The organism is Streptomyces sp. NPDC001507 (assembly GCF_042894765.1).
Lineage (GTDB): Bacteria > Actinomycetota > Actinomycetes > Streptomycetales > Streptomycetaceae > Streptomyces.
Genome location: NZ_JBIAVV010000006.1, coordinates 405,746 through 429,196 on the forward strand (window position 1 = coordinate 405,746; position 23,451 = coordinate 429,196).

The window sequence follows — 23,451 nt, forward strand, 5'->3', positions numbered from 1 at the left end:
GCAGCGGACCGGACGCTGTGATCGTAGGCCGGCGCCCCTTCGCCCCCGCCGGTTTCAGGCCAGCGGATTCGGCAACGGCAGATAGCGCGCGTCGGCCCCGTCCGCGCCGGTCCAGCGCAGCAGGAGGTTGGTCTTGCCGGGCAGGGCCGGGGAGGCCAGCAGTTCGGCCGTCTCCGGGAGCGGATGCCGGGCCAGCTCCCGCCGGGCCGCGGGCCAGGGGTCGAACCCGGGGTGGCGTTCGGCGAGGGCGGCGGCGACCTCGGTCAGGTGGTTGACGACGAGGCAGTACACCAGCCGCTCCCACCCGGCCACCCGGTCCACGTCGGCGCGCAGCTTGACCCCTTCGGCGTCCCGGTACAGCGCCTGCACGGGCATGCCGTCGGCGTCGACGGCGACCAGGGTGTTCTGCAGATGCGCTTCGAGGACGACGCCGTGCTCCGCGAAGGCGGTCAGGGCCGGGGGTACGACCGCCCGCAGATACGCCTCCCACCAGGCGCCGGGGTCCGCCGCCGCGGCCAGCGGGTCGCCGTCGAAGCCCTCCACCAGGCCGGCGGCGAGCAGCGGGGTCGCCCCGGGGAGCAGCGGTCCGCGCAGCCCGTCCCTGACGATGACCGCGAGTTCCTCGAAGGCGAACCGGGCGGTGCGGTAGCCGCGGTCGCCGAGCCAGCCCGCGGGCCCGCCCATCGCCGTGAACGCGGCGGTGACGGCCGCGTTGGTACGGCCCAGTTTCCGCAGGTCGTGCGCCCAGAGGCGGCGGATGTCGTTGGTGATCCGGACGTCCAGGCTGAACTTCAGGAAGAGGTCCCGCTCCGGTTCGTACACCGTGCGGATCGCCGCCGTCGGCCAGGCCGTGAAGCCGCTCTCGCCGAGGCGCAGCAGCCGGCCGTCCGCGAAGGCGGGGGCGAGGCCGCGGGCGGCCAGGTCGAGCTGCCAGGGGTGGGCGGGCAGCAGCCGGTAGCCGGGCGGTACGGCGGCCAGCCGGTCCAGCGCCGTCGTGTCGCCCTCCTCCGCCACCTCGTCCTCGCGCACCCCGAGCAGCACCAGCGGGAACCGGGCGTGCGCCTCGGGGGCGTACGGCAGCCAGGCGGTGACCGGGCCGCCGCCGCGTGCCTTGGGGGCGGGGTGGTAGGGATGGCCGGTGATGAGGGACTGCTCCGAGCGCAGGTACGGATCGTCGGGCGCCGTCGCCCCGGCGCGTGCCGTGAGCAGCGCGGCGACCGCGTCCCGGCTGTCGAGCATCTCGGCGGGCAGGTCGCCGTTGGAGTGCCCGGTGTGGGTGCGCAGCTCCTCGGCGACGAGTTTCACGAGTTCGGCGTGGCCGAGGCGGTGCCAGGTGCCGTCCGCGAACACCTCGGGCGCGGTCGGCCGGCGTTCGCCGCGCACCCGCAGCAGCCGTCCGCCGCCGGGCAGCCGGTGGACCCGCCACGGCCCTTCCCCGGCGTCCGGGAGCGGGTGGGCCACCTCCCGCAGCAGGCAGTTGAGCAGGGGCGCGGCAGCATACGCGTCGGCGCGTTCGCCGGCCGCGTCGCTGAGGGGCATGAGGTCCACGCGTTCCATTCGTTCGCTACGTCCACACAGTCCGTTCCTGATCAGTATGTCGCCCGTCATCGGTCATCATGTCCGTCGTACCCGTCCCCGAGGAGCCTCCCCGTGCGCCGTCCCTCCCCCGTCGAGACCCGGCTGGCCGCGGAGCTGGCCGAGGTGCGGCCGGACCTCGTCGACCGGTACACGGCCGAGCTGCCCGGTGCGCGGGCGGCGGTGCTGACCCGGCTGTGGCGGGCGCTGGCGCACGAGCCGCTGCCGTGGGTGGCGCGCCGGGTGCGCGGGGCGCACAGCCTCGCCCTGTGGCTGGCCGACGGGCGGGCGCTGCACGGGCCGCGGGCGGATCCGTACGCGACGGGCGCGTATGTGACCGCCGTGCGTCTGGACGGGGAGGCGTACGACGATCCGGCGCGGCTGATGACGGAGCTGGGGTGGCCGCACTCGACGGGGTTCGCAGCCGAGCTCGGCCACAGTGCGGCCTCGCTGGCGCTCTCGCGGGCCGGTCAGGAGGCCGGTTCCCCAGAGTGGCCCCGGTCGGACTGGGAGTGGGAGCAGCGGGTCGTCGACGGCCATCCCTTCCACCCCAACTGCCGTTCCCGGCCGGGCTTCTCGGCGGCGGAGCAGCTCGCGTACGGGCCGGAGCACCGGCAGGCCGTGCGGCTGGAGACGGTCCCGGCCGCGGCCGGGGACTGCCTGCTGATCGGCGACTGGCCGGCCGAACTCCGCGATGGGCAGCGTCTGCTGATTCCCGTGCACCCCTGGCAGCACGCCCACGTCCTCAAGGGCGGCCCGGCCGGGCCCTGGCGGGAGGCGCACCCGCTGATGTCCCTGCGCACGCTCGCCCTTGACGGCGGGACGCACGTGAAGACCGCGCTCAGTGCCCGGCTGACCTCGTCCGTGCGGGACATCTCGGCGTACTCGGTGGGCGCGGCGGCGACGTTGTCGTCGTTCGCCACCGACGTGGCGGACCGCACGGACGGGCTCCTGCACGTCACCCGCACGCTGGGCGCGGTGACCGCCGGGTCCCCCGACCTGGCGGCGCTGCTGCGCGAGTCCCCGCAGGCGTACGCGGCACCGGGCGAGCGGGTCCTCCCGGTGGCCGCGCTGGCCACCACCACGCTCCCCGAATCGCCGTCCTGGCTGGCCGCGTTCACCCGGCTCGCGCTGACGGTGGGGCTGCGGCTGCTGGACCTGGGCGTGGCCCTGGAGGCGCACGGCCAGAACCTCCTGGTCGTGCTCTCCGGGACCGGCGCCCCGCTCCGCCTGGTCTACCGCGACCTGGCCGACATCCGCCTCAGCCCAGCCCGCCTGCGCCGCCACGGCGTCACCCCGCCCGATCTGACGGGCCGTCTGGTCACGGACGACGAAACCGTCCTGCGCCGCAAGCTGTTCGGCTCCCTGGTCGCGGGCGCCCTCGCGGGCACGGCGGGTTCGGGACCGGCCCTGGCGACGGCCCTGGAGGCGGCCGTACGGCACCTGCCCGCCACCCCCGACCTGACGGCGCTCCGCGAAGGCCCGCTGCCCACCAAGGCGTTGACCCTGATGCGGCTCTCCCCGGAGGTGCCCGGCGACCAGTGGACGGCCCTGCCGAACCCGCTCGCCGCCGTCCGTTGACCTGCCGGCCACCCTGATGCACCGGTCCGGACCCCGTTTTGGAGCCCGGCGCCTTTGATCAATAGGATCCGCCGATGATCAGAACACATCGGCCGGCGGCAGGAGTCTGTGCTCTGCTCGCCGCCCTGGCGGCCGGGATCGCGTTCCCCGGCCATGCGGTCGCCGACGAGACCGAACAGGCCGCTCCCAAGGTGGAGCTCGTGCTGGACGTCAGCGGTTCCATGCGGACGGCGGACATCGACGGCGGGACGCGGATGGCCGCGGCCAAGCAGGCGTTCAACGAGGTGCTGGACGCGACGCCCGAGGGGGTCCAGCTCGGCATCCGAACCCTGGGTGCCAACTACCGCGGCAACGACCGCAAGGAGGGCTGCAAGGACACCGCGCAGCTGTACCCGGTCGGCACCCTGGACCGCACCGAGGCGAAGACCGCCGTCGCCACGCTCTCGCCGACCGGCTGGACCCCGATCGGCCCCGCGCTGCTCAAGGCGGCCGACGACCTCCAGGGCGGTGCCGGAACCCGCCGGATCGTCCTGATCAGCGACGGCGAGGACACCTGCCAGCCGCTGGACCCGTGCGAGGTGGCGCGCGAGATCGCCGCCAAGGGCGTCGGGCTGACCATCGACACCCTCGGCCTGGTCCCGGACGCCAAGACCCGCGACCAGCTCAGCTGCATCGCGGACGCGACCGGCGGCACCTACACCTCCGTCCAGCACAAGGAGGAACTGACCGACCGGGTCGGCCAGTTGGTGGACCGGGCGGCGGACCCCGTGGTCACGCCGGTGGCCACCGAGGGGACGGACCAGTGCTCGTCCGCGCCCGCCCTGAAGTCGGGGCTGTACACCGACCGTGAGGAGTTCGGGCAGCAGCGCTGGTACAAGGTCGACGTCGAGCCGGGCAAGGAGCTGCGCGCTTCGGTGAGCGTCGCGGCCGACCGGGCCGTCAACCCCGACTACGGCGTGCTGCTGCGCGCGGTGACCGTGCACGGCCGTGAGATCGTGCGCGGCGAGGCCTCGGGGACCGGCCGTACGGACGTCATCTCGACCGGGCTGCGGTACCCGAAGGCCGAGAGCGACGACGAGGACACCACCCCGGAGACCGTCTGCCTCCAGGTGACCAACTCCTTCTCGGCCGCAGGCGGGGTGAAGACCAGCCCCGGTCTGCCGGTCGAGCTGACGGTCGACGTGGTGGACGGTCCTTCGAAGGCGAGCGACGTCGCCTCCTTCGGTCTCGGCCGCGGCTGGTGGCTGCTCGGCGCGCTGGTGCTGACCGGCTTCCTCGCGGGTCTGGTGTGGGGCTGGGTGTCGCGGTGGCGGGTCGCGGTCTGGAGGACCAACTGATGTCGATCACACGTGTGTTGAGCGCCGCCTTGCTGGCGGTGGGCCTGGCGGCCGGTCCGGCGGCCGCGGACTCCTCCCCCTCCCCCAGCGCCTCGCAGGACAGCGGCGCGCCCACCCAGGCGGGCACCTCCTTCCGTACCGCGGCCGAGATCGGCCAGGGGCAGCAGGCGACGGCCAGCGGGTCGACCGGCGACTACCTGTACTGGTCGTTCCCGGCCGACGCCGGCCAGCGCCCCGACGTCAAGGCGACGGTGAAGCTGCCCGACGCGCACGCGGGACAGACCTGGCAGCTCGACGTGTACGACGGGCTGCGGCGCCGGCAGGCCTGCCAGTACGGCGCGCAGACCCGCACGGCCGCACAGGGCGCCGCCTCGGTGGAGCTGGCCTGTGTGATGCGTACCGTGCGCGCCTGGTCGGAGCCGTGGGCCGACGACCCGCTGCCCGGCACGTACTACATCCGGCTGACGGTGGTGGACCTGACCTCGGCCGACCTGGGCCAGCCGGTGAGCGCCGAGGTGAAGGTGGACTCCAAGGACATCGGCGGCTCGGCGGCGGTGGACGGCTCGCTGGCCGAGCCGCTGGTGCCGGGGATCGCGGTCAAGTCCGCTTCGGACGGGAGCGGTTCCTCGTCCGACGACGGCTCTTCGTCCACGAAGTCGGCGGTGCTGTCCAGCATCGAGCCCGACGGCGGCTGGTCCTCCGGCTGGTGGAGCGACCGGTGGGTGTGGACCGGGATCGGCGGCTTGCTGGCCGCGCTGGCGGGGATCGGCGGGTACGCGCTGACCCGGGGCTCGGGACGGCCGGGGCGAGTGCCGCCGGGCGTGTGAACCGATACCGGAACCGGTGACCGGGCCCCCGTTCGCGGCGGCCCGGTCGTCGTTTCACGCCTCCCGCAGTTCCTTGGCCAAAGGCCCGTCCCCCGTCACGGTGATCCGCCCGTCCCGCACCGCCTCCGCCAGGCCCGACTCGCCCCGTGCCAGGGCGGCACCCGTGCCGGCGTCGAGCACGAGCCGGGCGTCGGGCTCGGCCGGTGCCGGGCCGTCGCCGTACACCGGACCGTCCTCCGCGCCGGCGCGCAGGTGGAAGTGCGCCTCCCCCAGCCGGACTTCGACGAGCCCCTCGCCCGGCAGGGCCCGCAGCAACGGCAGCGCGAACCAGTGGGCGCGTACCGCGTCGGTGGGGCGGCGTTCGCCCAGTTCGGGCTCACCCCACCTGCCCAGCGCCTGAAGCACCGGCAGCAACTCCCGTCCCCGTGGGGTGAGTTCGTAGACGTACGCGGCGCCCGGCGGGGGCAGCCGCCGCCGGGTGGTGAGCCCGTCCCGCTCCATGTCCTTCAGCCGGGAGGCGAGGACGTCCGTGCTGACCCCCGGCAGATCCGCGTGCAGGTCCGTGTAGCGGCGCGGACCGGCGAGCAGCTCCCGGACGATCAGCAGGGTCCAGCGGTCGCCGACGACGTCGAGGGCGCGGGCCGCGGAACAGAACTGGTCGTAGCTTCGGCGAGGTGGCATGCGACGCAGTCTAGACAAGATGTTGGACTTTCCAAGCTCCCACTTGGTAAAACCAAGCAACACGAGTTTCCGGAGGGGCGCAATGGAGTTCCGGCAGTCCAACAAGCTCAGCGAGGTCTGTTACGAGATCCGCGGACCGGTGATCGAGCACGCCAACGCGCTGGAGGAGGCGGGCCACAGCGTGCTGCGCCTGAACACCGGCAACCCCGCGCTGTTCGGCTTCGAGGCGCCTGAGGAGATCCTCCAGGACATGATCCGGATGCTCCCGCAGGCGCACGGCTACACCGACTCACGCGGCATCCTCTCCGCCCGCCGGGCGGTGGCCGGGCGCTACCAGACGCTGGGCCTGGAGGTGGGCGTCGACGACGTGTTCCTCGGCAACGGCGTCTCGGAGCTGGTCTCCATGGCCGTACAGGCGCTCGTCGAGGACGGCGACGAGATCCTCATCCCGGCCCCGGACTTCCCGCTCTGGACCGCGGTGACCACCCTCGCCGGCGGCAAGGCGGTGCACTACCTCTGCGACGAACAGGCCGACTGGTACCCGGACCTGGCCGACATGGAGTCGAAGATCACGGACCGTACCAAGGCCGTCGTCATCATCAACCCCAACAACCCGACCGGCGCGGTGTACCCCAGGGAGATCCTGGAGGGCATCCTCGACCTGGCCCGCCGGCACGGCCTGATGGTCTTCGCGGACGAGATCTACGACCAGATCCTGTACGACGACGCCGTCCACCACTCGGTCGCCGCCCTCGCCCCCGACCTGGTCGTCCTGACCTTCTGCGGCCTGTCCAAGACGTACCGGGTGGCCGGCTTCCGCTCGGGCTGGCTCGTGGTCACCGGCCCGAGGCAGCACGCCAAGGACTACCTGGAGGGCCTCACCATGCTGGCCTCCATGCGGCTGTGCGCCAACGCCCCCGCCCAGTACGCCATCCAGGCCGCGCTCGGCGGCCGCCAGTCCATCCGCGAACTCGTCAGCCCCGGCGGCAGGCTCTACGAGCAGCGCAACGTGGCCTGGGAGAAGCTCAACGAGATCCCCGGCGTCTCATGCGTGAAGCCGAAGGGCGCCCTCTACGCCTTCGCCCGCATCGACCCCAAGGTGCACCCCATCCACGACGACGAGCGGTTCGTCCTGGACCTGCTGCTCCAGGAGAAGATCCAGGTCGTCCAGGGCACCGGCTTCAACTGGCCCACCACCGACCACTTCCGCATCCTCACCCTGCCCCACGCGGAGACCCTGGAGACGGCGATCGGCCGGATCGGGCGGTTCCTGAGCGGCTATCGGCAGTAGTCGCGTGGTAGTCGTCCGGGGCCGTCCGGGTATGCCGTCCCCATGACCCAGCGGCCTCTGCTCCTCCTCGACGTCGACGGCCCCCTGAACCCCTTCCGGGCCCGGTTCCTGCGGCACCGCGGGTACGTGACCCGCAGGCTGTACCCCGCCAACTGGTCCGCCCGCCAGCGGCCCGGCTCCCGGGCGCTGCGCCGGGGGCTGCGGGTGCGGCTGCATCCGGGGCACGGGGCGCGGCTGCTCGCGCTGCCGTACGAGCCGGCCTGGGCCACCACCTGGATGCACCAGGCCAACGAGATGATCGGGCCGGTCGTCGGACTGCCCGAGCTGCCCGTCATCGAGTGGCCGGAGCTGTTCGCGAAGGATCCGGACGGCCTGTACTGGAAGACGCGGACCGTCCTGGCCTGGGCAGCCGGGCGGCCGTTCGTGTGGGTGGACGACATGGTCACCGAACTCGACGCCCGCCATGTCGCCGAGCACCACGACAGGCCCGCGCTGCTCCTTCCGGTGGATCCGCGGCACGGTCTGCGGGCGCGTGACTTCGCCGAACTGGAGCGCTGGGCTCTTAGCCTCTGACGTATGGCTGATGTCTTTCTCGTCCGGCACGGTGAGACCGAGTGGTCGCGGTCCGGACGGCATACCGGGTGGACCGACGTGCCGCTCACCGAGCACGGCAGGGAGGAGGCGCGCCGGCTGGTGCCGCTGATCCGCTCGCACCGCATCGGTGCCGCCTTCGTCAGCCCGCTCCAGCGGGCCCGCGAGACCGCCGAGCTGATCGGGGTGCCCGACGCCCGGGTCGACGCCGACCTGCGGGAGTGGGACTACGGCGGCTACGAGGGCGTGACCACCGCGGAGATCCAGCGCACCCGGCCCGGCTGGTTCCTGTTCACGGACGGGGTCGCGCCCGGCCCGCCGGACCATCCCGGGGAGAGCCCGGAGCAGGTCGGGGAGCGGGCCGACCGGATGCTGTCCAAGGTCGAGGCGGCCCTCGCCGACACGGAGGGGGTCGTCCTGCTGGTCGCCCACGGGCACTTCCTGCGCGTCCTGACCGCCCGCCGACTCGGCCTGCCGCCGTCCGCCGGAGCCCTGTTCCAGCTGGCCACCGGGACGCTGTGCCGGCTGGGCACGGAGCACGACCGGCCGGTGATCGCGGGCTGGAACATCCGGCCCGGCGGCTAGCGGGACCGCGCGGTCAGTGCGTTGTCAGTGCCCGGTCGTAGGCTGCGGAGAAGGGATCCCGAGGAGGGATCCGGAGCAGGGATCAGGAGCAGGGATCAGGACCGCGCGCGACGCCGGGAGGTGTGCACTCTGACCCGACCGCCCACCGCCGCGCAACGGCGGGTCGTCGACGCCGCCGACCCGGTCACCGGGCGGCTGCGGGGTACCGAGGCGCAGCTGACGGCGCTGGTGAAGCGCGGGCTCGCCTTCCGGCACCCGCGCCCGCCGCACGACCACTTCCTGACACCGGCCGGGCACCGTCTGCGGGAGGCTCCGGAGCCCCGGGCCGAGACGGAGCCCGAGCGGGCCCAGGGCTTCGCCGCGCGCGTCGGCGGCGAGGAGTCGGCCGACGCCGGCCCGGCGCGCGCCCGTGAGGTGCACAGCGCCTGGCAGGGACTGCTCGAACTGCGCCGGATGACCAATCCCGACGGCGCCACGGACCGGCCGTGCGGCTGGGAGCGTGCGCATCTGGTACGGGCCGCCGCACTCGCCCTGGAGGCGGCCGGGCATCCGCCGGAGGGGCCGGACGTCCCCGGCTACCGGGTGCGGGCGACCCCGCAGCCGGAGGCGGTCGCGGTGTACGCGCCGGAGGGCGAGCCCTTGCGGGCGTGCGCGGCCACCCTGGACCGGGCGGGCTGGCAGACGGGCGAGTACACGGAGCCGCGTACCAGAACGCGCTATCTGCTGGCATCGCCGCGCCGGGTGTGACGGGCGTGTCAGGATGCCGGCAAAGGATCAGTGCGTCGTACACGAGAAGGGGAAGTCGTGAGCGAACCGTATTCCGTCCGCGTCACGGTCCGTGGCTACGAGACCGATGTGCAGGGGCACCTGAACCAGGCGGTGTACCTCAACTACGCCGAGCACGCGCGCTGGTCACTGCTCCAGGCGGCGGGGGTCAGCCAGGCCGGGCTGATAGGGCGGGGGGTCGGCCCGGTCTCGCTGGAGACGACGATCCGCTACAAGCGGGAGCTGCTCGCCGGCGACGAGGTCGACGTGACCTGCGCGTTCGAGTGGGGAGCCGGCAAGACGTTCCGCGTGCTGCAGAAGATCACCAAGGCGGACGGCACGCTGGCCGCCGAGGTCGACGCGGTCGGCGGGCTGCTGGACCTGAAGGCCCGGAAGCTGGTCGCCGACCCGCGCGAGGTCTTCGAGGAACTCACCTCGGCCCCGGAGCTGTTCGGGTTCTGACGCGGTCCACGCCGGCCGCGTCGGCAGCGCCGTCTACACGTCGAGCAGTTCCGGCTGGTGCTCGGCGTCGTAGACCGCCCGGGCCTGCGCGATGTAGTGGCGGTTGTGCTCGGCCCAGTCGGTCAGCCGCTGCAGGGTCTCGTGCAACTCCAGTGCCACCGGGGTGAGTTCGTACTCCACGCGCGGAGGAACCGTCGGATACACGGTGCGGGTCACCAGGCCGTCGCGCTCCAGGTTGCGCAGGGTGAGGGTCAGCATCCGGCGGCTGATGCCCTCGATGCCTCGCTCCAGTTCCGTGAAGCGGATGGGCCCGTGCGAGGCCGCCACCAGGATCTGCACGCTCCATTTGCCGGCCACCCTGTCAAGAACCTCGCGGACGGGGCAGGCCTGCGCGTTCACGACCTGGCTGGTAACACCGGTGTTCCTCTGGGACATCGAGCTGCCTCCTTACGCCGTCCTCTCATGGTCACTCACCATGAACCCCGTTACAAGTCGTGCACCTTGCGCACGATCGGTTCCTGTTGATGTCCACGGCGAGCTACGGCGATTGCGGAGGCCACAAGGCCATGTCGACCACGACCGGCACACCGGCCGCACCGGTGACTCCTTCCCGAACATACCCGCGACGGGCGTCCCTCGCCGTCCTGTGCGCGGGTGCGCTGATGACGATCCTGGACGGCAACATCGTCACCGTGGCGATGCCGGCCGTCCAACGCGACCTGGGCTTCAGCGGGGCGGGGCTGGCCTGGGTGGTGAACGCCTATCTGATCCCGTTCGGCGGTCTGCTTCTGCTGTTCGGCCGTCTGGGTGATCTGGTGGGCCGGAAGCGGATGTTCGCGGCCGGGCTCGTCCTGTTCACCGCGGCCTCCGTGGCGTGCGGGCTGGCGACCGGCCAGGGCGCGCTGATCGCGGCACGGGCGGTGCAGGGCGCGGGCGGCGCGATGACCTCGGCCGTCGTGCTCGGCATGCTGGTGTCGCTCTTCCCGGAGCCGCGCGAACAGGCGCGCGCCATCGCGGTGTTCAGCGCGGTGGGGGCGGTGGGCGCCACCCTGGGCACCTTCCTGGGCGGCGCGCTGACGCAGGCGCTGAGCTGGCACTGGATCTTCCTGATCAACCTGCCGATCGGGCTGGCGGCCTGGCTGGCCGCGGTACGGATCCTGGCCCCCGAGCCCGGGGCCGGGCTCCGCAGGGGCGCCGACGGTCCGGGGGCGGCCCTGGTCACCGGCGCGCTGATGCTCACCGTCTACGTCATCGTCGGCTCCGGCGACCGGAGCCCGGCCACCACCTGGCTCCTGGCCGCGCTCGCCCTTGCGCTCCTCGTGGCGTTCGCCGCCCGCCAGGCCCGGGCCGAGCACCCGCTGCTGCGGCTGCGGCTGCTGCGCTCCCGGACGCTGAGCGGCGCGAACGGCGTGCAGGTCCTGCTGATCGCGACGATGTACGGCTTCCAGTTCATCGGGGCGCTCTACATGCAGCGTGTGCTGGGCTACGACGAGTTGCGGACCGGCCTCGCCTTCCTGCCGGCACCGCTCGCGGTCGGCGCCCTGATGCTGGGGCTGTCGGCGCGCGCGACCGCCCGTTTCGGCGCGTACCGCGTGCTCCTCGCCGGGCTGGTCCTCGTCACCGCCGGGATGGCCCTGCTGAGCCGGGCGCCCGCCGACGGCTCGTACGCGGCCGACGTGCTGCCCCCGATGCTGCTCATGGCGGCCGGTTTCGCCGCGGCGATGCCCCCGCTCACCGGCCTCGCCATGGCCGGCGCCCGCGAGGAGGACGCGGGACTGGCCTCCGGGCTCTTCAACACCACCCAGGTGGTGGGGGGTTCACTCGGCCTCGCCGCCCTGTCCACCCTGGCGGCGAGCCGTACCGACGGCCTGCTGCACGCGGGCGCGGAACTGGTGCCTGCCACCGCGGAGGGCTACCGGCTGGCGTTCCGGGTGGCCGCGGTGATCGCCGCGGGGGCCGTGGCACTGGCGGCGGCCGTGCTGCGGCCCGGGCGCGCCTGAACCGGGCGGCGGCGCGCCCGGACCGGACGGGGCCGGCCGCTCAGGCCCCGCGAACGCCCGGTGGTCCTCGGGACGCCGCTGCCGCGGGCGGGCGTCGACGCACTGTCCGTGCGGCTGGACCGGGCGCCCGCGCAGGTAGGGAACGTGGCCCGCGAACTCGCCGTCATCGAGCGCCAGTTGCGGAACATGTTCACCGATGGCGTCGGGGTCTCCCCCAAGCACTACGCCCGTATCGACCGGGTCCGCACGGTCGCCGCCCGTGGGGGCGGCGTCGGCTGGTCCGAACTCGCCGCCGTCGCAGGCTACTTCGACCAGTCGCACATGACCGCCGACTTCCGCGCCCTGATGGGAGTCCCGCCCCGCTCGTACTTCACGGACCGGCTGCCCGCGACCACGCCCTGCCAGGCGATCCGGCTCCGGGGTGCCCTGAACCGGGGCGGCGGGCCGAAGCCGTGGCATCACGTGATCGACTGGGGTGCGGCCAGCGGTACGGCGGTCTCCATCGCTCCCCTCGTCTGCGCGCGCCGCCGGCCCAGGTGGTTGAAGACGAGGTTGAGCACCACCGCCGTCATGCATCCCGTCGAGATCCCCGAGTCGAGGACGATCCGGGCGGTCTCCGGGAAGGCGTGGTAGAAGTCCGGCTCGGTGACCGGGATCAGGCCGACGGCGAGGGAGACGGCGACGACCAGGACGTTCTCGCCCTTCTCCAGGCCGGCCCCGACCAGGTTCTGGATGCCGCTGGCCGCCACCGAGCCGAACAGCACCACCCCCGCGCCGCCCAGGACCTGGCGGGGTACGACGGCGATCAGCGAGGCGGCCATCGGGCACAGCCCCATCAGCACCAGGAAGCCGCCGCCGGCCGCGACCACGAACCGGCTGCGGATCCGGGTCATCGCGACCAGACCGATGTTCTGCGCGAACGCGCTGCACATGAACCCGTTGAAGAGCGGGCTGAGCGCCGAGCCGAGGGTGTCGGCGCGCAGCCCGGCCGCGATCGTCCTCTCATCGGCGGGCCGTTCGACGATCTCGCCGAGCGCCAGCATGTCCGCGGTCGACTCGGTCATCGAGACCACCATGACCACGCACATGGAGAGGATCGCGGCGAGCTGGAACTGCGGGGCGCCGAAGTGGAAGGGCGCCGGGAAGCCGATCACGTCGGCGTCCGCGACCGGGCCGAAGTCGGTGACGCCGAGCGGGATCGCGACGACCGTGCCGGCGACCAGGCCGAGCAGCACGGCGATCTGCTTGACGAAGCCGTGGGTGAAGCGGCGCAGGAGCAGGACGATGACGAGGGTCGCGGCGGCCAGCCCCAGGTACTCGGCCGAACCGTAGTCCTTCGCCGCCGGGTCGGGGCCCTGCGCCCACCCGAAGGCGACCGGGAGCAGGGAGACGCCGATGAGCGTGATGACCGTGCCGGTGACGACGGGCGGGAAGAAGCGGATCGCCTTGCTGAAGAAGGGGGCGGCGAGGAAGCCGAGCAGGCCCGCGACGATCACCGCGCCGAAGATGACGGGCAGGGCGTCGGACTTGTCGCGGGTGGACGCGGCTATCGCGGTCATCGGGGCGACCCCGGCGAAGGTGACGCCGTTGACGAAGGGCAGCCGGGCGCCGATCTTCCAGCAGCCGAGGGTCTGGAGGAAGGTGGCGAGGCCTGCGGTGAACAGGCAGGCGGCGGTCAGGAAGGTCAGTTCGGTGCCGGTGAGGCCGATGGCCGCGCCGACGATCAGGGGCGGGGCGACCACTCCCGCGTACATGGCGGCCACGTGCTGCAGGCCCGTGGTGGCCATTTTCAGGGCGGGGAGTTTCTCGTCGACGGGGTGCACGGGATACGCGGACACGGGCGGCTCCTCCGGTCGGTTACGCATCGGCTCTGACGCGGGTTTCAGGGAGGTGGTGCGGCGGTCATGGGGGCACCTCCCGCTCGAGCGAAGCCGAGAGTGGGGGAGGGACCGAAGGACGGTGACCGCTCTCCCGGGCGCGCGCAGGGCTGCGCGCGCCCGGGAGACGGCCGCCGTGGGCCCTTTCGGGGTCCACGGCCACCGGCCGGGAGCCGTCCCTCCCGACCGGAGCTCAAGTGGTGTGCGGAAAAGCGGGGTTACCGCCCGGCGATCTGTGCCAGCCGCTGGGCCTCGGCCCGCGTCGCGCGGGCGATCGCGTCCTCGTCGACGTGCAGCAGCCGGTTGTCCGCGACGATCTGACGGCCGTTCACGAAGGAGGCGGTGACCGGGGCGGCCGCGCCGAGGACCAGGGCGGTCACCGGGTCGGCGATCGAGGCGTGGGCGAGGGTGTCCAGCTTCCAGAGGACCAGGTCGGCGAGCTTGCCGGGTTCGAGGGACCCGATCTGGCTCGCGCGGCCGAGGACCTGGGCGCCGCCGTAGGTGCCGAGGCGCAGTGCCTGGCGGGCGTTCAGGGCCGCTTCCCGGTGGGCGCCGAGGCGGTTGATCAGCAGTGCGTTGCGCAGTTCGGTGTGGAGTTCGCCGGACTCGTTGGACGCGGTGCCGTCGACGCCGAGACCGACCGGGACGCCGGCGGCGAGCATGTCGGGGACGCGGGCGATGCCGGCCGCGAGGCGGGCGTTGGAGGACGGGCAGTGGGCGACGCCGGTTCTCGTGCGGGCGAACGCGGCGATGTCGGAGTCGTTCATGTGGACGCAGTGCGCCATCCACACGTCCTCGCCGAGCCAGCCGGTGGACTCGAAGTAGTCGGTCGGGCCCATCCCGAACAGTTCCTTGCAGAACTGCTCCTCCTCGACGGTCTCCGAGCCGTGGGTGTGCAGGCGCACTCCGAGCCGGCGGGCCAGTTCGGCGCCCTGCCGCAGGAGTTCGGTGGAGACGGAGAACGGCGAGCAGGGCGCGACGGCCACCTGGGTCATCGCGTCGAAGGAGGGGTCGTGGTGCTCCTTGACGGTCGCTTCGGTGGCGGTGAGGGCGCCTTCGAGGGTCTCGACGGCGAAGTCCGGGGGCAGTCCCCCGTCCTTCTCACTGCGGTCCATGGAGCCGCGGGCGAGGGTGAAGCGGACACCGGTCTCGCGGGCGGCGCGGATGATCGCGCCGGAGAGGTCGCCGGAGTCCTTCGGGTAGACGTAGTGGTGGTCCATGGCGGTGGTGACACCGCCGCGGGCCATCATGGCGAGCGAGCCCTGCGCGGCCGCGTACACCATGGGCTCGTCGATGCGCGCCCAGGTCGGGTAGAGCGCGACCAGCCAGTTGAAGAGGTTGTGGTCGGTCGCCAGGCCCCGGGTGATCCACTGGTAGTAGTGGTGGTGGGTGTTGACCAGGCCGGGGGTCACCAGGTGGCCGGTGGCGTCGACACGCCGTACGACGTTCTCCAGGCCCTCGGGAGCACGGCCCGCGCCGAGCGACTCGATCCGGTTGCCGGCGATGACGACGTACCCGTTCGCGTACTCGGTGTCGTGGGCGTCGACGGTCGCGATCGAACAGTTCTCGATGACGATGCGCTGGTCTGCTGCCATGATTCGTCCTTTTCGCTCAGTGGACTTGTGGTGTGGGCACGGCAGGACCCCGGGGATTTGAGTGCCGCGGCCGGGGAGCCGGCAAGGCCCGGCACCCCGGCCGAGGGTGCCGAAAAAGGGCAGGTCAGAGGTTGGTGAGGTCCACCGGGATCCTCGCCTCGCGGCCGTCCCGCAGGATGGTCGCCTCGATCAGGCCGTAGGGCCGGTCGGCGGCGTAGTACACCTCGTTGTCGTTCTTGAGGCCGAACGGCTCCAGGTCGACCAGGAAGTGGTGCTTGTTGGGGAGCGAGAAGCGGACCTCGTCGATCTCGCCGCGGTTGTCGATGATGCGCGCACCCATCTGGTACAGCGTCTGCTGCAGCGAGAGGGAGTACGTCTCGGCGAAGGCCTGGAGCATGTGCTTCTTCGTCTGCTCGTAGGACTTCTCCCAGTTGGGCATCTTCTGCTCGTCGTCGGTCCAGTTGAACCGCCAGCGGCCGGAGACCTGGGTGGCCAGGATGCGGTCGTACGCCTCGGGGAGGGTGGTGTACCTGTCCTTGACGTAGCCCCAGAACTCCGAGTTGGTGGAGTTCATCACGACGAGGTCCTTGAGCCCGGATATGACCTCCCACTGCTCGCCGTCGTAGGTGATCTGGGTGAGCCGGGTCTCCTGGCCCTTGCGCACGAACGAGTGCTTGACCTCGTCGGCGCCGATGAACTTCGAGTTGGCGTCCGAGGCCTCGATGCGCTCCCAGGCGTACTCCTCGATGCGGATCCGGGCCCGGTGGATCGGTTCCTGCGAGGTCACGAAGTGACGGGCGAGGTGGATGCCGAACTGCTCGGCCGACTCGATGCCGTACTCCTTGGCGAACGCGAACACCGTGTTCTTGGTGGTGTCGGTCGGCAGGACGTTGGCGTTGGAGCCGGAGTAGTGGACCTCGTCCATGTCACCGGAGAGCGACACCGAGACGTTGAGGTCCTTGATGTGGTGGGTGGCACCGTCCCGCGTGATCTTGACGACCCGGTTCTCGGCCTTGCCGTACTGGTTCTGTCCAAGAATCGTAGGCATGTGTAGCTAGCTCCCTCGGTAAACGGAGTAGCCGAACGGGTTGAGCAGCAGCGGTACGTGGTAGTGCTCGCCCGGCACGACGGCGAACGTGATCGCCACCTCCGGGAAGAACACGGCCGGTCCGCTGTCCCGACTCGCGGGGGCGTCCTGCTGCGCATCGGCTTGCTTCTTCTCGAAGTACGGCTCCACGGCGAAGTCGAGCCGTACGTGTGTGGTGCCCTCCGGCAGCGCCGGCAGATCCTTGCACCGGCCGTCCCCGTCGGTCGCGGAGCCGCCGAGCGCCTGCCACTGCGCTTCCCGGCCGGGGCGGGCGGAGAGCCGGACGGCGACGCCCTCGGCGGGACGTCCGGCGCTGGTGTCCAGGATGTGGGTGGACACGGAGGCGGTGGTGCTGGTGCTCATGGTCTCAGGCGTCCTCTTCGACGAGTCGGGCTAGCCGGATGCGGTTGATCTTGCCCAGCTCGGTGCGGACGATCTCCCGCTCACGCTCCGGCGGGTTGCCGATCCGCTCCTTGACCGCGTCCCGCATCTCCTCGCCGGTGCGGCCGGTGGCGCAGATCAGGAAGACATGGCCGAACCGCTCCTGGTAGGCCAGGTTCAGTTCGAGCATCTCCGCCTTGAGGCCGTCCGCGGCGCCGGCCATGCCCGACTGCTCCCTGGCCGAGGTGGGGTCGCCCGGCCTGGGGCGGCCGATCGGCGGGTGCCCGGCCATGGCCTCCGCGAGGTCCCCCTCCCCCAGCTCGGCCGTGGCGGCGTCGCTGGCGGAGTAGAGGGCCTCGGGGGTGGCGTAGGGGCGGGCGGCGAGCAGGCGCCGGGCCCAGGCCGTGGCGGCGCACGCCTCGTGGAGGGCGGCGAGTGCCGCGGGCTCCTCCAGGTCGTTGAACCGGGCCAGGCCCGGGGGCGTGGAAGTCGACGTCACGGGAGCCTCCGTGGCCGTGTGCGGCCTTCGTGCTGAACGGGCTGCCGTTAGCTAACGCCCTCCGGCACCCAGCGTCAACACTTTGTTGAAAATTCCGCGTAACAACCCCCGCGGCACACCGGGAGGGTCAGTTCTCCTTCTCGCGGTTGAGGTAGTTGTAGACGGTGAAGCGGCTCACGCCGAGCGCGCCCGCCACGGTTTCCACGCCGTGCCGGACGGAGAAGGCGCCCCGCGCCTCCAGTATGCGCACGACCTCCTGCTTCGCCTTGCGGTCCAGGTCGGCCAGCGGCCTGCCCTGCTTGCGCTCCATGGCGGCCAGGATGTGGTCGAGGGAGTCGGCGAGCTGCGGCAGCCGTACGGCGACCACGTCGACGCCGTCCCAGGCGAGCACGACGTCGTCGGGACCGGCCTCGTCGGGCGGGAGCATCTCCCCGCCCATGGCGTCGACCAGCGGCTTCACGGCGGTGATGAAGGGCTCGTCCCCGTTTCCGGTCACTTGTCGCCGCCCTCCCCCACCACGTTGACCTGGAGCGAGATCCGGGTGGCGCCGGCCTCCAGGGCCCTGCGCAGCAGCGCGTCCACGGCGGTGAGCACGGTGTCGGAGCCGCCCTCCGCCGTGTTCCCGAACGGCCCGACGTCCACCGCGTCCAGCTCGGCCGCCTCGATGACCTCACGGGCGACCAGCGCGTGCGCGGGGGCCTCGTCGAGGTCGAAGGGCTCGGTCGTGAACTCCACTCTCAATCGCACGCGCTCAACCTAACGCGCGGCGCCGGTGTTCGGGCAGCCCTCCGGGATCATCGGCCCTTACGCAGGAAGCTCCGCAGCCGTCGCTCGGGCCAGGTGTTGATCACGTCGTCGGCGGTGAGCCAGCCCCGCTGGGCGGTGCCGATGCCGTAGCGCATGTTGGCGAGGTGCGGCACGGCGTGCGCGTCGCTGTTCACGGCGAACCGCACACCGTGCCGGCGGGCCCGCAGGATGTCCTCGTCGCGCAGGTCGAGGCGGTCCGGGTGGGCGTTGATCTCCAGGGCCGTGCCGGTGCGGGCGCAGGCGGCGAAGACCGCGTCGAGGTCGGCGTCGATGCCGGGCCGCCTGCCGATGAGGCGGGTGGTGGGGTGGCCGATGACGTTGACGTACGGGTTCTCGCAGGCCCGGACGAGCCGCCGGGTCAGCTGCTCGCGGCTCTGCCTGAAATGCGAGTGCACGGAGGCCACGCACAGGTCGAACCCGGCGAGGAAGTCGTCCGGCCAGTCCACCTCGCCCTCGGGGCCGATGTTCAGCTCGGTGCCGTGCAGCAGCCGCAGCCCGCCCCGTCGGCCCTTGGTGGGGTAGGTGCCGTCCAGCTCGCGCACCCGTTCGCGCTGGGCCAGCATCCGCTCGTCGGTCATGCGCTGCATGGCCAGGTCGGGCGCGTGGTCGGTGATCGCGTAGTAGGCGTAGCCGCGCGCGGCGGCCGCCTCGGCCATCTCCTCCAGCGGGGCGAGCCCGTCGGTGAGGTCGGTGTGGGTGTGCAGGTCGCCGCGGAGGTCGGCCTCGGTGACCAGCTCGGGCAGCTCGTCGCGGAGCCCGGCCTCGATCTCCCCGCGGTCCTCGCGCAGCGGCGGCGGGATCCAGGGCAGGCCGAGGCGCGCGTACACCTCCTCCTCGGTCCCGGAGACGATCTTCTCGCCGCTCCCGGCGTCGAAGAGGCCGTACTCGGAGAGCTTGAGCTTCTGGTGCACCGCGATCTCGCGGGTGCGGATGTTGTGGGCCTTCGAGCCGGTGAAGTACTGCAGCGCGGCGCCCCACGAGTCCGGCGGGACGACCCGCAGGTCGACGTTGAGCCCCTTGGCGGTGCGCACGGACGTCTTGGTCCCGCCCTGCCCGATGACCTCGGTGACGTACGGCAGCCCGGTGAACGCCTTCATGAGCGGGGCGGAGTCCTCGGCCGCGGCGAGGATGTCGATGTCGCCGATGGTCTCGCGCATCCGGCGCAGCGACCCGGCGTACGCGCACCGCTCGCAGCCGGTCACGGCGGAGAGCGCGCCGACGACGTCCTCGGCCAGCTCCATGGCCGCGTCGATCCGCACCCGTCCGCCGGAGGACCGGAGCAGTTCGATGCCGTGCAGGATGTTCTCCTCGGTCCTCGGCCCGAAGCCCTTGAGGTCGCGCAGCCGTTCGTCGCGGATGGCGGCGGCGAGTTCGTCCACCGACGAGACGCCCAGCTCCTCGTAGACCACCATGGCCTTCTTCGGGCCGAGGGTGGGAATGGCCGTCAGCCGCCGGACCCCGTCCGGGATCTTCGCCCGCAGCCCCTCGACGGCGGCCACCGAGCCGCTGTCGAGGTACTCGCGGACCTTCTGGGCGATGGACTTCCCGACGTTCGGGATCTCCTGCAGCCCCTTGAGGTCGAGCGTGGCGACGTCGGCGTGGTGGCCGCCGACGGACCGGGCGGCCTTCTCGTAGACACGCGCTTTGAACGCGTCGCCGCCGGTGATCGAGATCAGGTCCGCGTACTCCTGGAGCAGCGCCGCCACTTCGTCGTTGGACCGAGCCATGCCTTCAGGGTAGGGCGCCCGTTTCGCGCGGGCGCTCTTGACAGCTCTCCCCGGTCACAGGCAGTCTTCCATTAAGCAGAAATCAACTTCCACAATATGGAAACAGAGACAGCGGAAGGGAGCGCCCACCCCCATGGGATTTGCAGAGCAGCGCTTCACCGTCAACCTGTCGATCCTCTTCACGGAACTCCCGCTCCTGGAGCGTCCCGCGGCCGCCGCCGCGGCCGGCTTCACCGCGGTCGAGCTGTGGTGGCCCTGGGTCGACTCCCCCACCCCCGAGCGCGCCGAGCTCGACGGGCTGCGGAAGGCGATCGAGGACGCCGGCGTCCGGCTGACCGGCCTCAACTTCTACGCCGGACAACTGCCCGGCCCCGACCGGGGCGCGCTGTCGGTCCCGGGCGCGGAGTCGGAGCGGTTCCGCGCCAACATCGACGTGGCGGCCGGTTTCGCCCGCACCCTGGGCTGCCGGTCGCTCAACGCCCTCTACGGAAACCGCGTGGACGGCGTGGACCCGGCCGAGCAGGACGCGCTGGCCCTGGAGAACCTGGTCCGGGCGGCGGAGGCGGCCGACCGCAACGGGGCGGTCCTGCTGATCGAGGCGCTCAACGAGCCGGAGTCGCCGCGGTATCCGCTGGTGTCGGCGCCGGCCGCGGTCGCGGTCGTCGACAAGGTGAACGAGACCTCGGGACTCGGCAACGCCCGCTTCCTGATGGACCTGTACCACCTGTCGATGAACGGCGAGGACCTGCCGTCGGTGATCGAGCGGTACGCCGCGAAGACCGGCCACGTCCAGATCGCCGACAACCCGGGCCGCGGCGCCCCGGGCACGGGCTCACTCCCCCTGGAAGACCTCCTCGGCCGGCTGCACAAGGCCGGTTACGACGGCTGGGTGGGCCTGGAGTACAAGGCGGGGGCTTCGCCGAGCGCCGAGGCCTTCGGCTGGCTGCCGGCGGAACAGCGCGCCGCCCGTTGAGGTGACCGTCCCCGGGGGCCGCCGCCCCTGGATCCCCGCTTCGGCCTTCGGCCCTCGTCCTCACACGCCGGACGGGCTGCTTTTGCCGACGCCCGCCGAGCAGCAGACGTATCACAGCAGTCAGAGAGGCACCCTTTTATGAGCACCCTCCCCAAGATCGCCTGGATAGGCCTCGGCATCATGGGCTCCCCGATGTCCGAGAACCTCGTCAAGGCGGGTTACGACGTCACCGGCTTCACGCTGGAGCGGGACAAGCTGGACCGGCTGACCGCCGCCGGCGGCACCGCGGCCGGCTCGATCGCCGAGGCGGTGCGGGACGCGGACGTGGTCATCACCATGGTTCCCGCGTCCCCGCAGGTCGAGGCCGTCGCGTACGGCCCGGACGGCATCCTGGAGAACGCGCGGTCCGGCGCGCTCCTCATCGACATGTCGTCCATCACGCCGCAGACCTCCGTCGACCTGGCGAAGGCCGCCGGGGACAAGGGCATCCGCGTCCTCGACGCGCCCGTGTCCGGCGGCGAGGCCGGGGCCGTCGAGGCCGTGCTGTCCATCATGGTCGGCGGCGAGCACGCCGACTTCGACGCCGCGAGGCCGATCTTCGAGGCGCTGGGCAGGACCATCGTGCTGTGCGGTCCGCACGGCTCCGGCCAGACCGTGAAGGCCGCCAACCAGCTGATCGTCGCCGTGAACATCCAGGCGTGCGCCGAGGCCGTGGTCTTCCTGGAGAAGTCCGGGGTGGACCTGACCGCCGCGCTGGACGTGCTGAACGGCGGCCTGGCCGGCTCGACCGTACTGACGCGGAAGAAGGACAACTTCCTCAGCCGCGACTTCAGGCCGGGCTTCCGGATCGACCTGCACCACAAGGACATGGGCATCGTCACGGACGCGGCCCGCAACGTCGGCGCCGCCCTGCCCGTCGGCGCCGTGGTGGCCCAACTGGTCGCGTCCCTGCGGGCGCAGGGCGACGGCGGCCTCGACCACTCCGCGCTGCTGCGTGCGGTGGAGCGCCTGTCCGGCGCGCAGGTCTGAGCCGGACCGCATGACTTCCGGGCGGTGCCGGCGCCGACACCTGTCCTGTCGCGCCCAGGCTCCGGCGCCGCCCGGAAACCACTTCAACAAACTGTTGACGCCCCGGCCGACCCGATCCTACGCTCCACGAAGCGGAAATGAATTTCCGCTGACATCCGCACGGAAGGCCCACGATGTCGAAGCGCGTGCTCACCACCGAGTCCGGCGCCCCGGTCGCCGACAACCAGAACTCCGCCTCCGCCGGCATCGGCGGCCCGCTCCTCCTCCAGGACCAGCACCTGCTCGAGAAGCTCGCGCGCTTCAACCGCGAGCGCATCCCGGAGCGCGTGGTGCACGCCCGCGGCAGCGGCGCCTACGGCCACTTCGAGGTGACCGACGACGTCACCGGCTTCACCCACGCCGACTTCCTGAGCACGGTCGGCCGGCGCACCGAGGTCTTCCTGCGGTTCTCGACGGTCGCCGACTCCCTCGGCGGCGCCGACGCCGTCCGCGACCCGCGCGGCTTCGCCGTCAAGTTCTATACCGAAGAGGGCAATTACGACCTCGTCGGGAACAACACCCCGGTGTTCTTCATCAAGGACCCGATCAAGTTCCCGGACTTCATCCACTCGCAGAAGCGCGACCCCTTCACGGGCCGTCAGGAGCCGGACAACGTGTGGGACTTCTGGGCGCACTCCCCCGAGGCCACCCACCAGGTGACCTGGCTGATGGGCGACCGGGGCATCCCGGCGTCGTACCGTCACATGAACGGCTACGGCTCGCACACCTACCAGTGGACGAACGCCGAGGGCGACGCCTTCTTCGTCAAGTACCACTTCAAGACCAACCAGGGCGTGCGCAGTCTGAGCGCCGAGCAGGCGGCGGAGCTCGCGGGCAAGGACCCGAACTCGCACCAGACGGACCTGCTCCAGGCCATCGAGCGGGGCGTGCACCCGTCCTGGACCCTGTACGTGCAGATCATGCCGGCGGCCGAGGCGGCGGACTACCGCTTCAACCCGTTCGACCTGACCAAGGTGTGGCCGCACCGGGACCACCCGCTCCAGCGGGTGGGCCGCCTGGTCCTGGACCGCAACCCGGACAACGTCTTCGCCGAGGTCGAGCAGGCCGCGTTCTCCCCGAACAACTTCGTGCCGGGCATCGGCCCCTCCCCCGACAAGATGCTCCAGGGCCGCCTGTTCGCCTACGCGGACGCGCACCGCTACCGCCTGGGCGTCAACCACACCCTGCTGGCCGTCAACGCCCCGCGGGCGACGACCGCGCAGAACTACGGCCGGGACGGCTTCATGGCGGCCAACGCCCAGGGCCGGCACGCCAGGAACTACGAGCCGAACTCCTACGACGGCCCGGCGCAGACCGGCCGCCCCCTGTCGGCACCCCTCGCCGTGACCGGCCACACGGGCACCCATGAGGCCCCGCTCCACACCAAGGACGACGACTTCTCCCAGGCGGGTGAGCTGTACCGCCTGATGTCCGCGGAGGAGCAGCGGCGGCTGGTGGCGAACATCGCCGGCAGCCTCTCGCAGGTCTCCCGCGACGACGTGATCGAGAAGAACCTGGCCCACTTCCACGCCGCCGACCCGGAGTACGGCAGGCGCGTGGCGGAGGCGGTCCGCGCCCTGCGCGAGGACTGACCCCACAGGCGGCCCGCGGCGGCCGACCGGCCCGGATGAGGGGTGACCGGTCGGTGTCGGCACGCGGGCGGGGCGAGGACCGCGGCGGCGTGCGAGCCAGTGCGGTGGTGAAGGAACCGAGCGCTCTTCCCGACCAGAGGGAGGAACGCC

Annotated in this window: 23 protein-coding genes and 1 pseudogene; 13 read left to right on the top strand and 11 right to left on the bottom strand. The window is 72.1% G+C overall.

The features are described 5' to 3' along the window. Positions 1-54: 54 nt before the first annotated feature. Positions 55-1,557, bottom strand: a complete 1,503-nt coding sequence (locus tag ACFY0K_RS21845) for an IucA/IucC family protein (RefSeq protein WP_390641210.1) — start codon at positions 1,555-1,557, stop codon at positions 55-57. Positions 1,558-1,650: 93 nt separating this feature from the next. Here ACFY0K_RS21845 and ACFY0K_RS21850 point away from each other — a divergent pair, with 93 nt between their 5' ends. From ACFY0K_RS21850 to ACFY0K_RS21860, 3 genes are all read left to right on the top strand, one after another. Continuing rightward, entirely contained in the window at positions 1,651-3,156 is a 1,506-nt protein-coding gene (locus ACFY0K_RS21850; RefSeq protein ID WP_390641211.1) for an IucA/IucC family protein, read from the top strand. Between the two features lie 74 nt (positions 3,157-3,230). Further along, the gene (locus ACFY0K_RS21855) at positions 3,231-4,493 is read left to right on the top strand and encodes a VWA domain-containing protein (RefSeq protein ID WP_390641212.1); all 1,263 of its coding nucleotides are present in this window, start codon (positions 3,231-3,233) and stop codon (positions 4,491-4,493) included. After that, complete coding sequence (locus tag ACFY0K_RS21860) at positions 4,493-5,320, top strand: hypothetical protein (protein ID WP_390641213.1); 828 nt, start codon at positions 4,493-4,495, stop codon at positions 5,318-5,320. The genes ACFY0K_RS21855 and ACFY0K_RS21860 overlap by 1 nt, the downstream gene beginning before the upstream one ends. A 54-nt stretch (positions 5,321-5,374) precedes the next feature. Here ACFY0K_RS21860 and ACFY0K_RS21865 read toward each other — a convergent pair whose 3' ends face one another. Continuing rightward, a complete protein-coding gene (locus tag ACFY0K_RS21865; RefSeq protein ID WP_390641214.1) occupies positions 5,375-6,001 on the bottom strand; it encodes a winged helix-turn-helix transcriptional regulator in 627 nt (208 codons plus the stop codon). Positions 6,002-6,083: 82 nt separating this feature from the next. On the opposite strand from ACFY0K_RS21865, the gene ACFY0K_RS21870 reads away from it, so the two are divergent. From ACFY0K_RS21870 to ACFY0K_RS21890, 5 genes are all read left to right on the top strand, one after another. Next, complete coding sequence (locus ACFY0K_RS21870) at positions 6,084-7,292, top strand: pyridoxal phosphate-dependent aminotransferase (RefSeq protein WP_390641215.1); 1,209 nt, start codon at positions 6,084-6,086, stop codon at positions 7,290-7,292. 42 nt (positions 7,293-7,334) lie between these two features. Further along, the gene (locus ACFY0K_RS21875) at positions 7,335-7,865 is read left to right on the top strand and encodes a hypothetical protein (RefSeq protein ID WP_390641216.1); all 531 of its coding nucleotides are present in this window, start codon (positions 7,335-7,337) and stop codon (positions 7,863-7,865) included. Positions 7,866-7,868: 3 nt separating this feature from the next. Further along, positions 7,869-8,468 (top strand): histidine phosphatase family protein, encoded by a 600-nt coding sequence (locus tag ACFY0K_RS21880; RefSeq protein ID WP_390641217.1) that lies wholly within the window; start codon positions 7,869-7,871, stop codon positions 8,466-8,468. Between the two features lie 129 nt (positions 8,469-8,597). Next, on the top strand, positions 8,598-9,215 hold the full coding sequence (locus ACFY0K_RS21885) for a hypothetical protein (RefSeq protein WP_390641388.1): 618 nt from the start codon (positions 8,598-8,600) through the stop codon (positions 9,213-9,215). A 57-nt stretch (positions 9,216-9,272) separates the two neighbouring features. Next, entirely contained in the window at positions 9,273-9,695 is a 423-nt protein-coding gene (locus tag ACFY0K_RS21890; RefSeq protein WP_351958726.1) for an acyl-CoA thioesterase, read from the top strand. 33 nt (positions 9,696-9,728) lie between these two features. Here ACFY0K_RS21890 and ACFY0K_RS21895 read toward each other — a convergent pair whose 3' ends face one another. Next, a complete protein-coding gene (locus ACFY0K_RS21895) occupies positions 9,729-10,130 on the bottom strand; it encodes a winged helix-turn-helix transcriptional regulator (RefSeq protein ID WP_390641218.1) in 402 nt (133 codons plus the stop codon). 131 nt (positions 10,131-10,261) lie between these two features. On the opposite strand from ACFY0K_RS21895, the gene ACFY0K_RS21900 reads away from it, so the two are divergent. Next, positions 10,262-11,695, top strand: coding sequence for an MFS transporter (locus ACFY0K_RS21900; protein WP_390641219.1), 1,434 nt, complete (start codon positions 10,262-10,264; stop codon positions 11,693-11,695). 186 nt (positions 11,696-11,881) lie between these two features. Beyond that, positions 11,882-12,007 (top strand): annotated as a pseudogene (locus ACFY0K_RS21905) (AraC family transcriptional regulator); the annotation flags it as partial. A 146-nt stretch (positions 12,008-12,153) separates the two neighbouring features. Here the strand turns inward: ACFY0K_RS21905 and ACFY0K_RS21910 are convergent. The 8 genes from ACFY0K_RS21910 to polX form a co-directional block, all read right to left on the bottom strand. Next, positions 12,154-13,560: a nucleobase:cation symporter-2 family protein gene (locus tag ACFY0K_RS21910; RefSeq protein WP_390641220.1), complete on the bottom strand. Its 1,407-nt coding sequence runs from the start codon at positions 13,558-13,560 to the stop codon at positions 12,154-12,156. Between the two features lie 230 nt (positions 13,561-13,790). Next, positions 13,791-15,167 (bottom strand): 8-oxoguanine deaminase, encoded by a 1,377-nt coding sequence (locus ACFY0K_RS21915; protein ID WP_390641221.1) that lies wholly within the window; start codon positions 15,165-15,167, stop codon positions 13,791-13,793. Positions 15,168-15,291: 124 nt separating this feature from the next. Then, entirely contained in the window at positions 15,292-16,215 is a 924-nt protein-coding gene (gene pucL / locus ACFY0K_RS21920; RefSeq protein WP_390641222.1) for a factor-independent urate hydroxylase, read from the bottom strand. Between the two features lie 6 nt (positions 16,216-16,221). Next, positions 16,222-16,617: a hydroxyisourate hydrolase gene (uraH, locus tag ACFY0K_RS21925; RefSeq protein ID WP_390641223.1), complete on the bottom strand. Its 396-nt coding sequence runs from the start codon at positions 16,615-16,617 to the stop codon at positions 16,222-16,224. A 4-nt stretch (positions 16,618-16,621) separates the two neighbouring features. Continuing rightward, on the bottom strand, positions 16,622-17,134 hold the full coding sequence (uraD, locus tag ACFY0K_RS21930; protein WP_390641224.1) for a 2-oxo-4-hydroxy-4-carboxy-5-ureidoimidazoline decarboxylase: 513 nt from the start codon (positions 17,132-17,134) through the stop codon (positions 16,622-16,624). Positions 17,135-17,261: 127 nt separating this feature from the next. Continuing rightward, complete coding sequence (locus ACFY0K_RS21935; protein ID WP_390641225.1) at positions 17,262-17,630, bottom strand: helix-turn-helix domain-containing protein; 369 nt, start codon at positions 17,628-17,630, stop codon at positions 17,262-17,264. Next, entirely contained in the window at positions 17,627-17,881 is a 255-nt protein-coding gene (locus tag ACFY0K_RS21940) for a hypothetical protein (protein WP_351958716.1), read from the bottom strand. Before ACFY0K_RS21940 ends, ACFY0K_RS21935 begins: the two co-directional genes overlap by 4 nt. 47 nt (positions 17,882-17,928) lie before the next feature. After that, on the bottom strand, positions 17,929-19,668 hold the full coding sequence (polX, locus tag ACFY0K_RS21945) for a DNA polymerase/3'-5' exonuclease PolX (RefSeq protein WP_390641226.1): 1,740 nt from the start codon (positions 19,666-19,668) through the stop codon (positions 17,929-17,931). Between the two features lie 133 nt (positions 19,669-19,801). On the opposite strand from polX, the gene ACFY0K_RS21950 reads away from it, so the two are divergent. The 3 genes from ACFY0K_RS21950 (at position 19,802) to ACFY0K_RS21960 (ending at position 23,301) form a co-directional block, all read left to right on the top strand. Continuing rightward, positions 19,802-20,641 (top strand): TIM barrel protein, encoded by an 840-nt coding sequence (locus tag ACFY0K_RS21950; protein WP_390641227.1) that lies wholly within the window; start codon positions 19,802-19,804, stop codon positions 20,639-20,641. A 138-nt stretch (positions 20,642-20,779) separates the two neighbouring features. Continuing rightward, positions 20,780-21,670 carry a 2-hydroxy-3-oxopropionate reductase gene (locus tag ACFY0K_RS21955; RefSeq protein WP_390641228.1) on the top strand — a complete coding sequence of 297 codons (891 nt, stop codon included), beginning with the start codon at positions 20,780-20,782 and terminating at the stop codon, positions 21,668-21,670. A 173-nt stretch (positions 21,671-21,843) separates the two neighbouring features. Next, a complete protein-coding gene (locus ACFY0K_RS21960; RefSeq protein WP_390641229.1) occupies positions 21,844-23,301 on the top strand; it encodes a catalase in 1,458 nt (485 codons plus the stop codon). Positions 23,302-23,451: the final 150 nt, after the last annotated feature.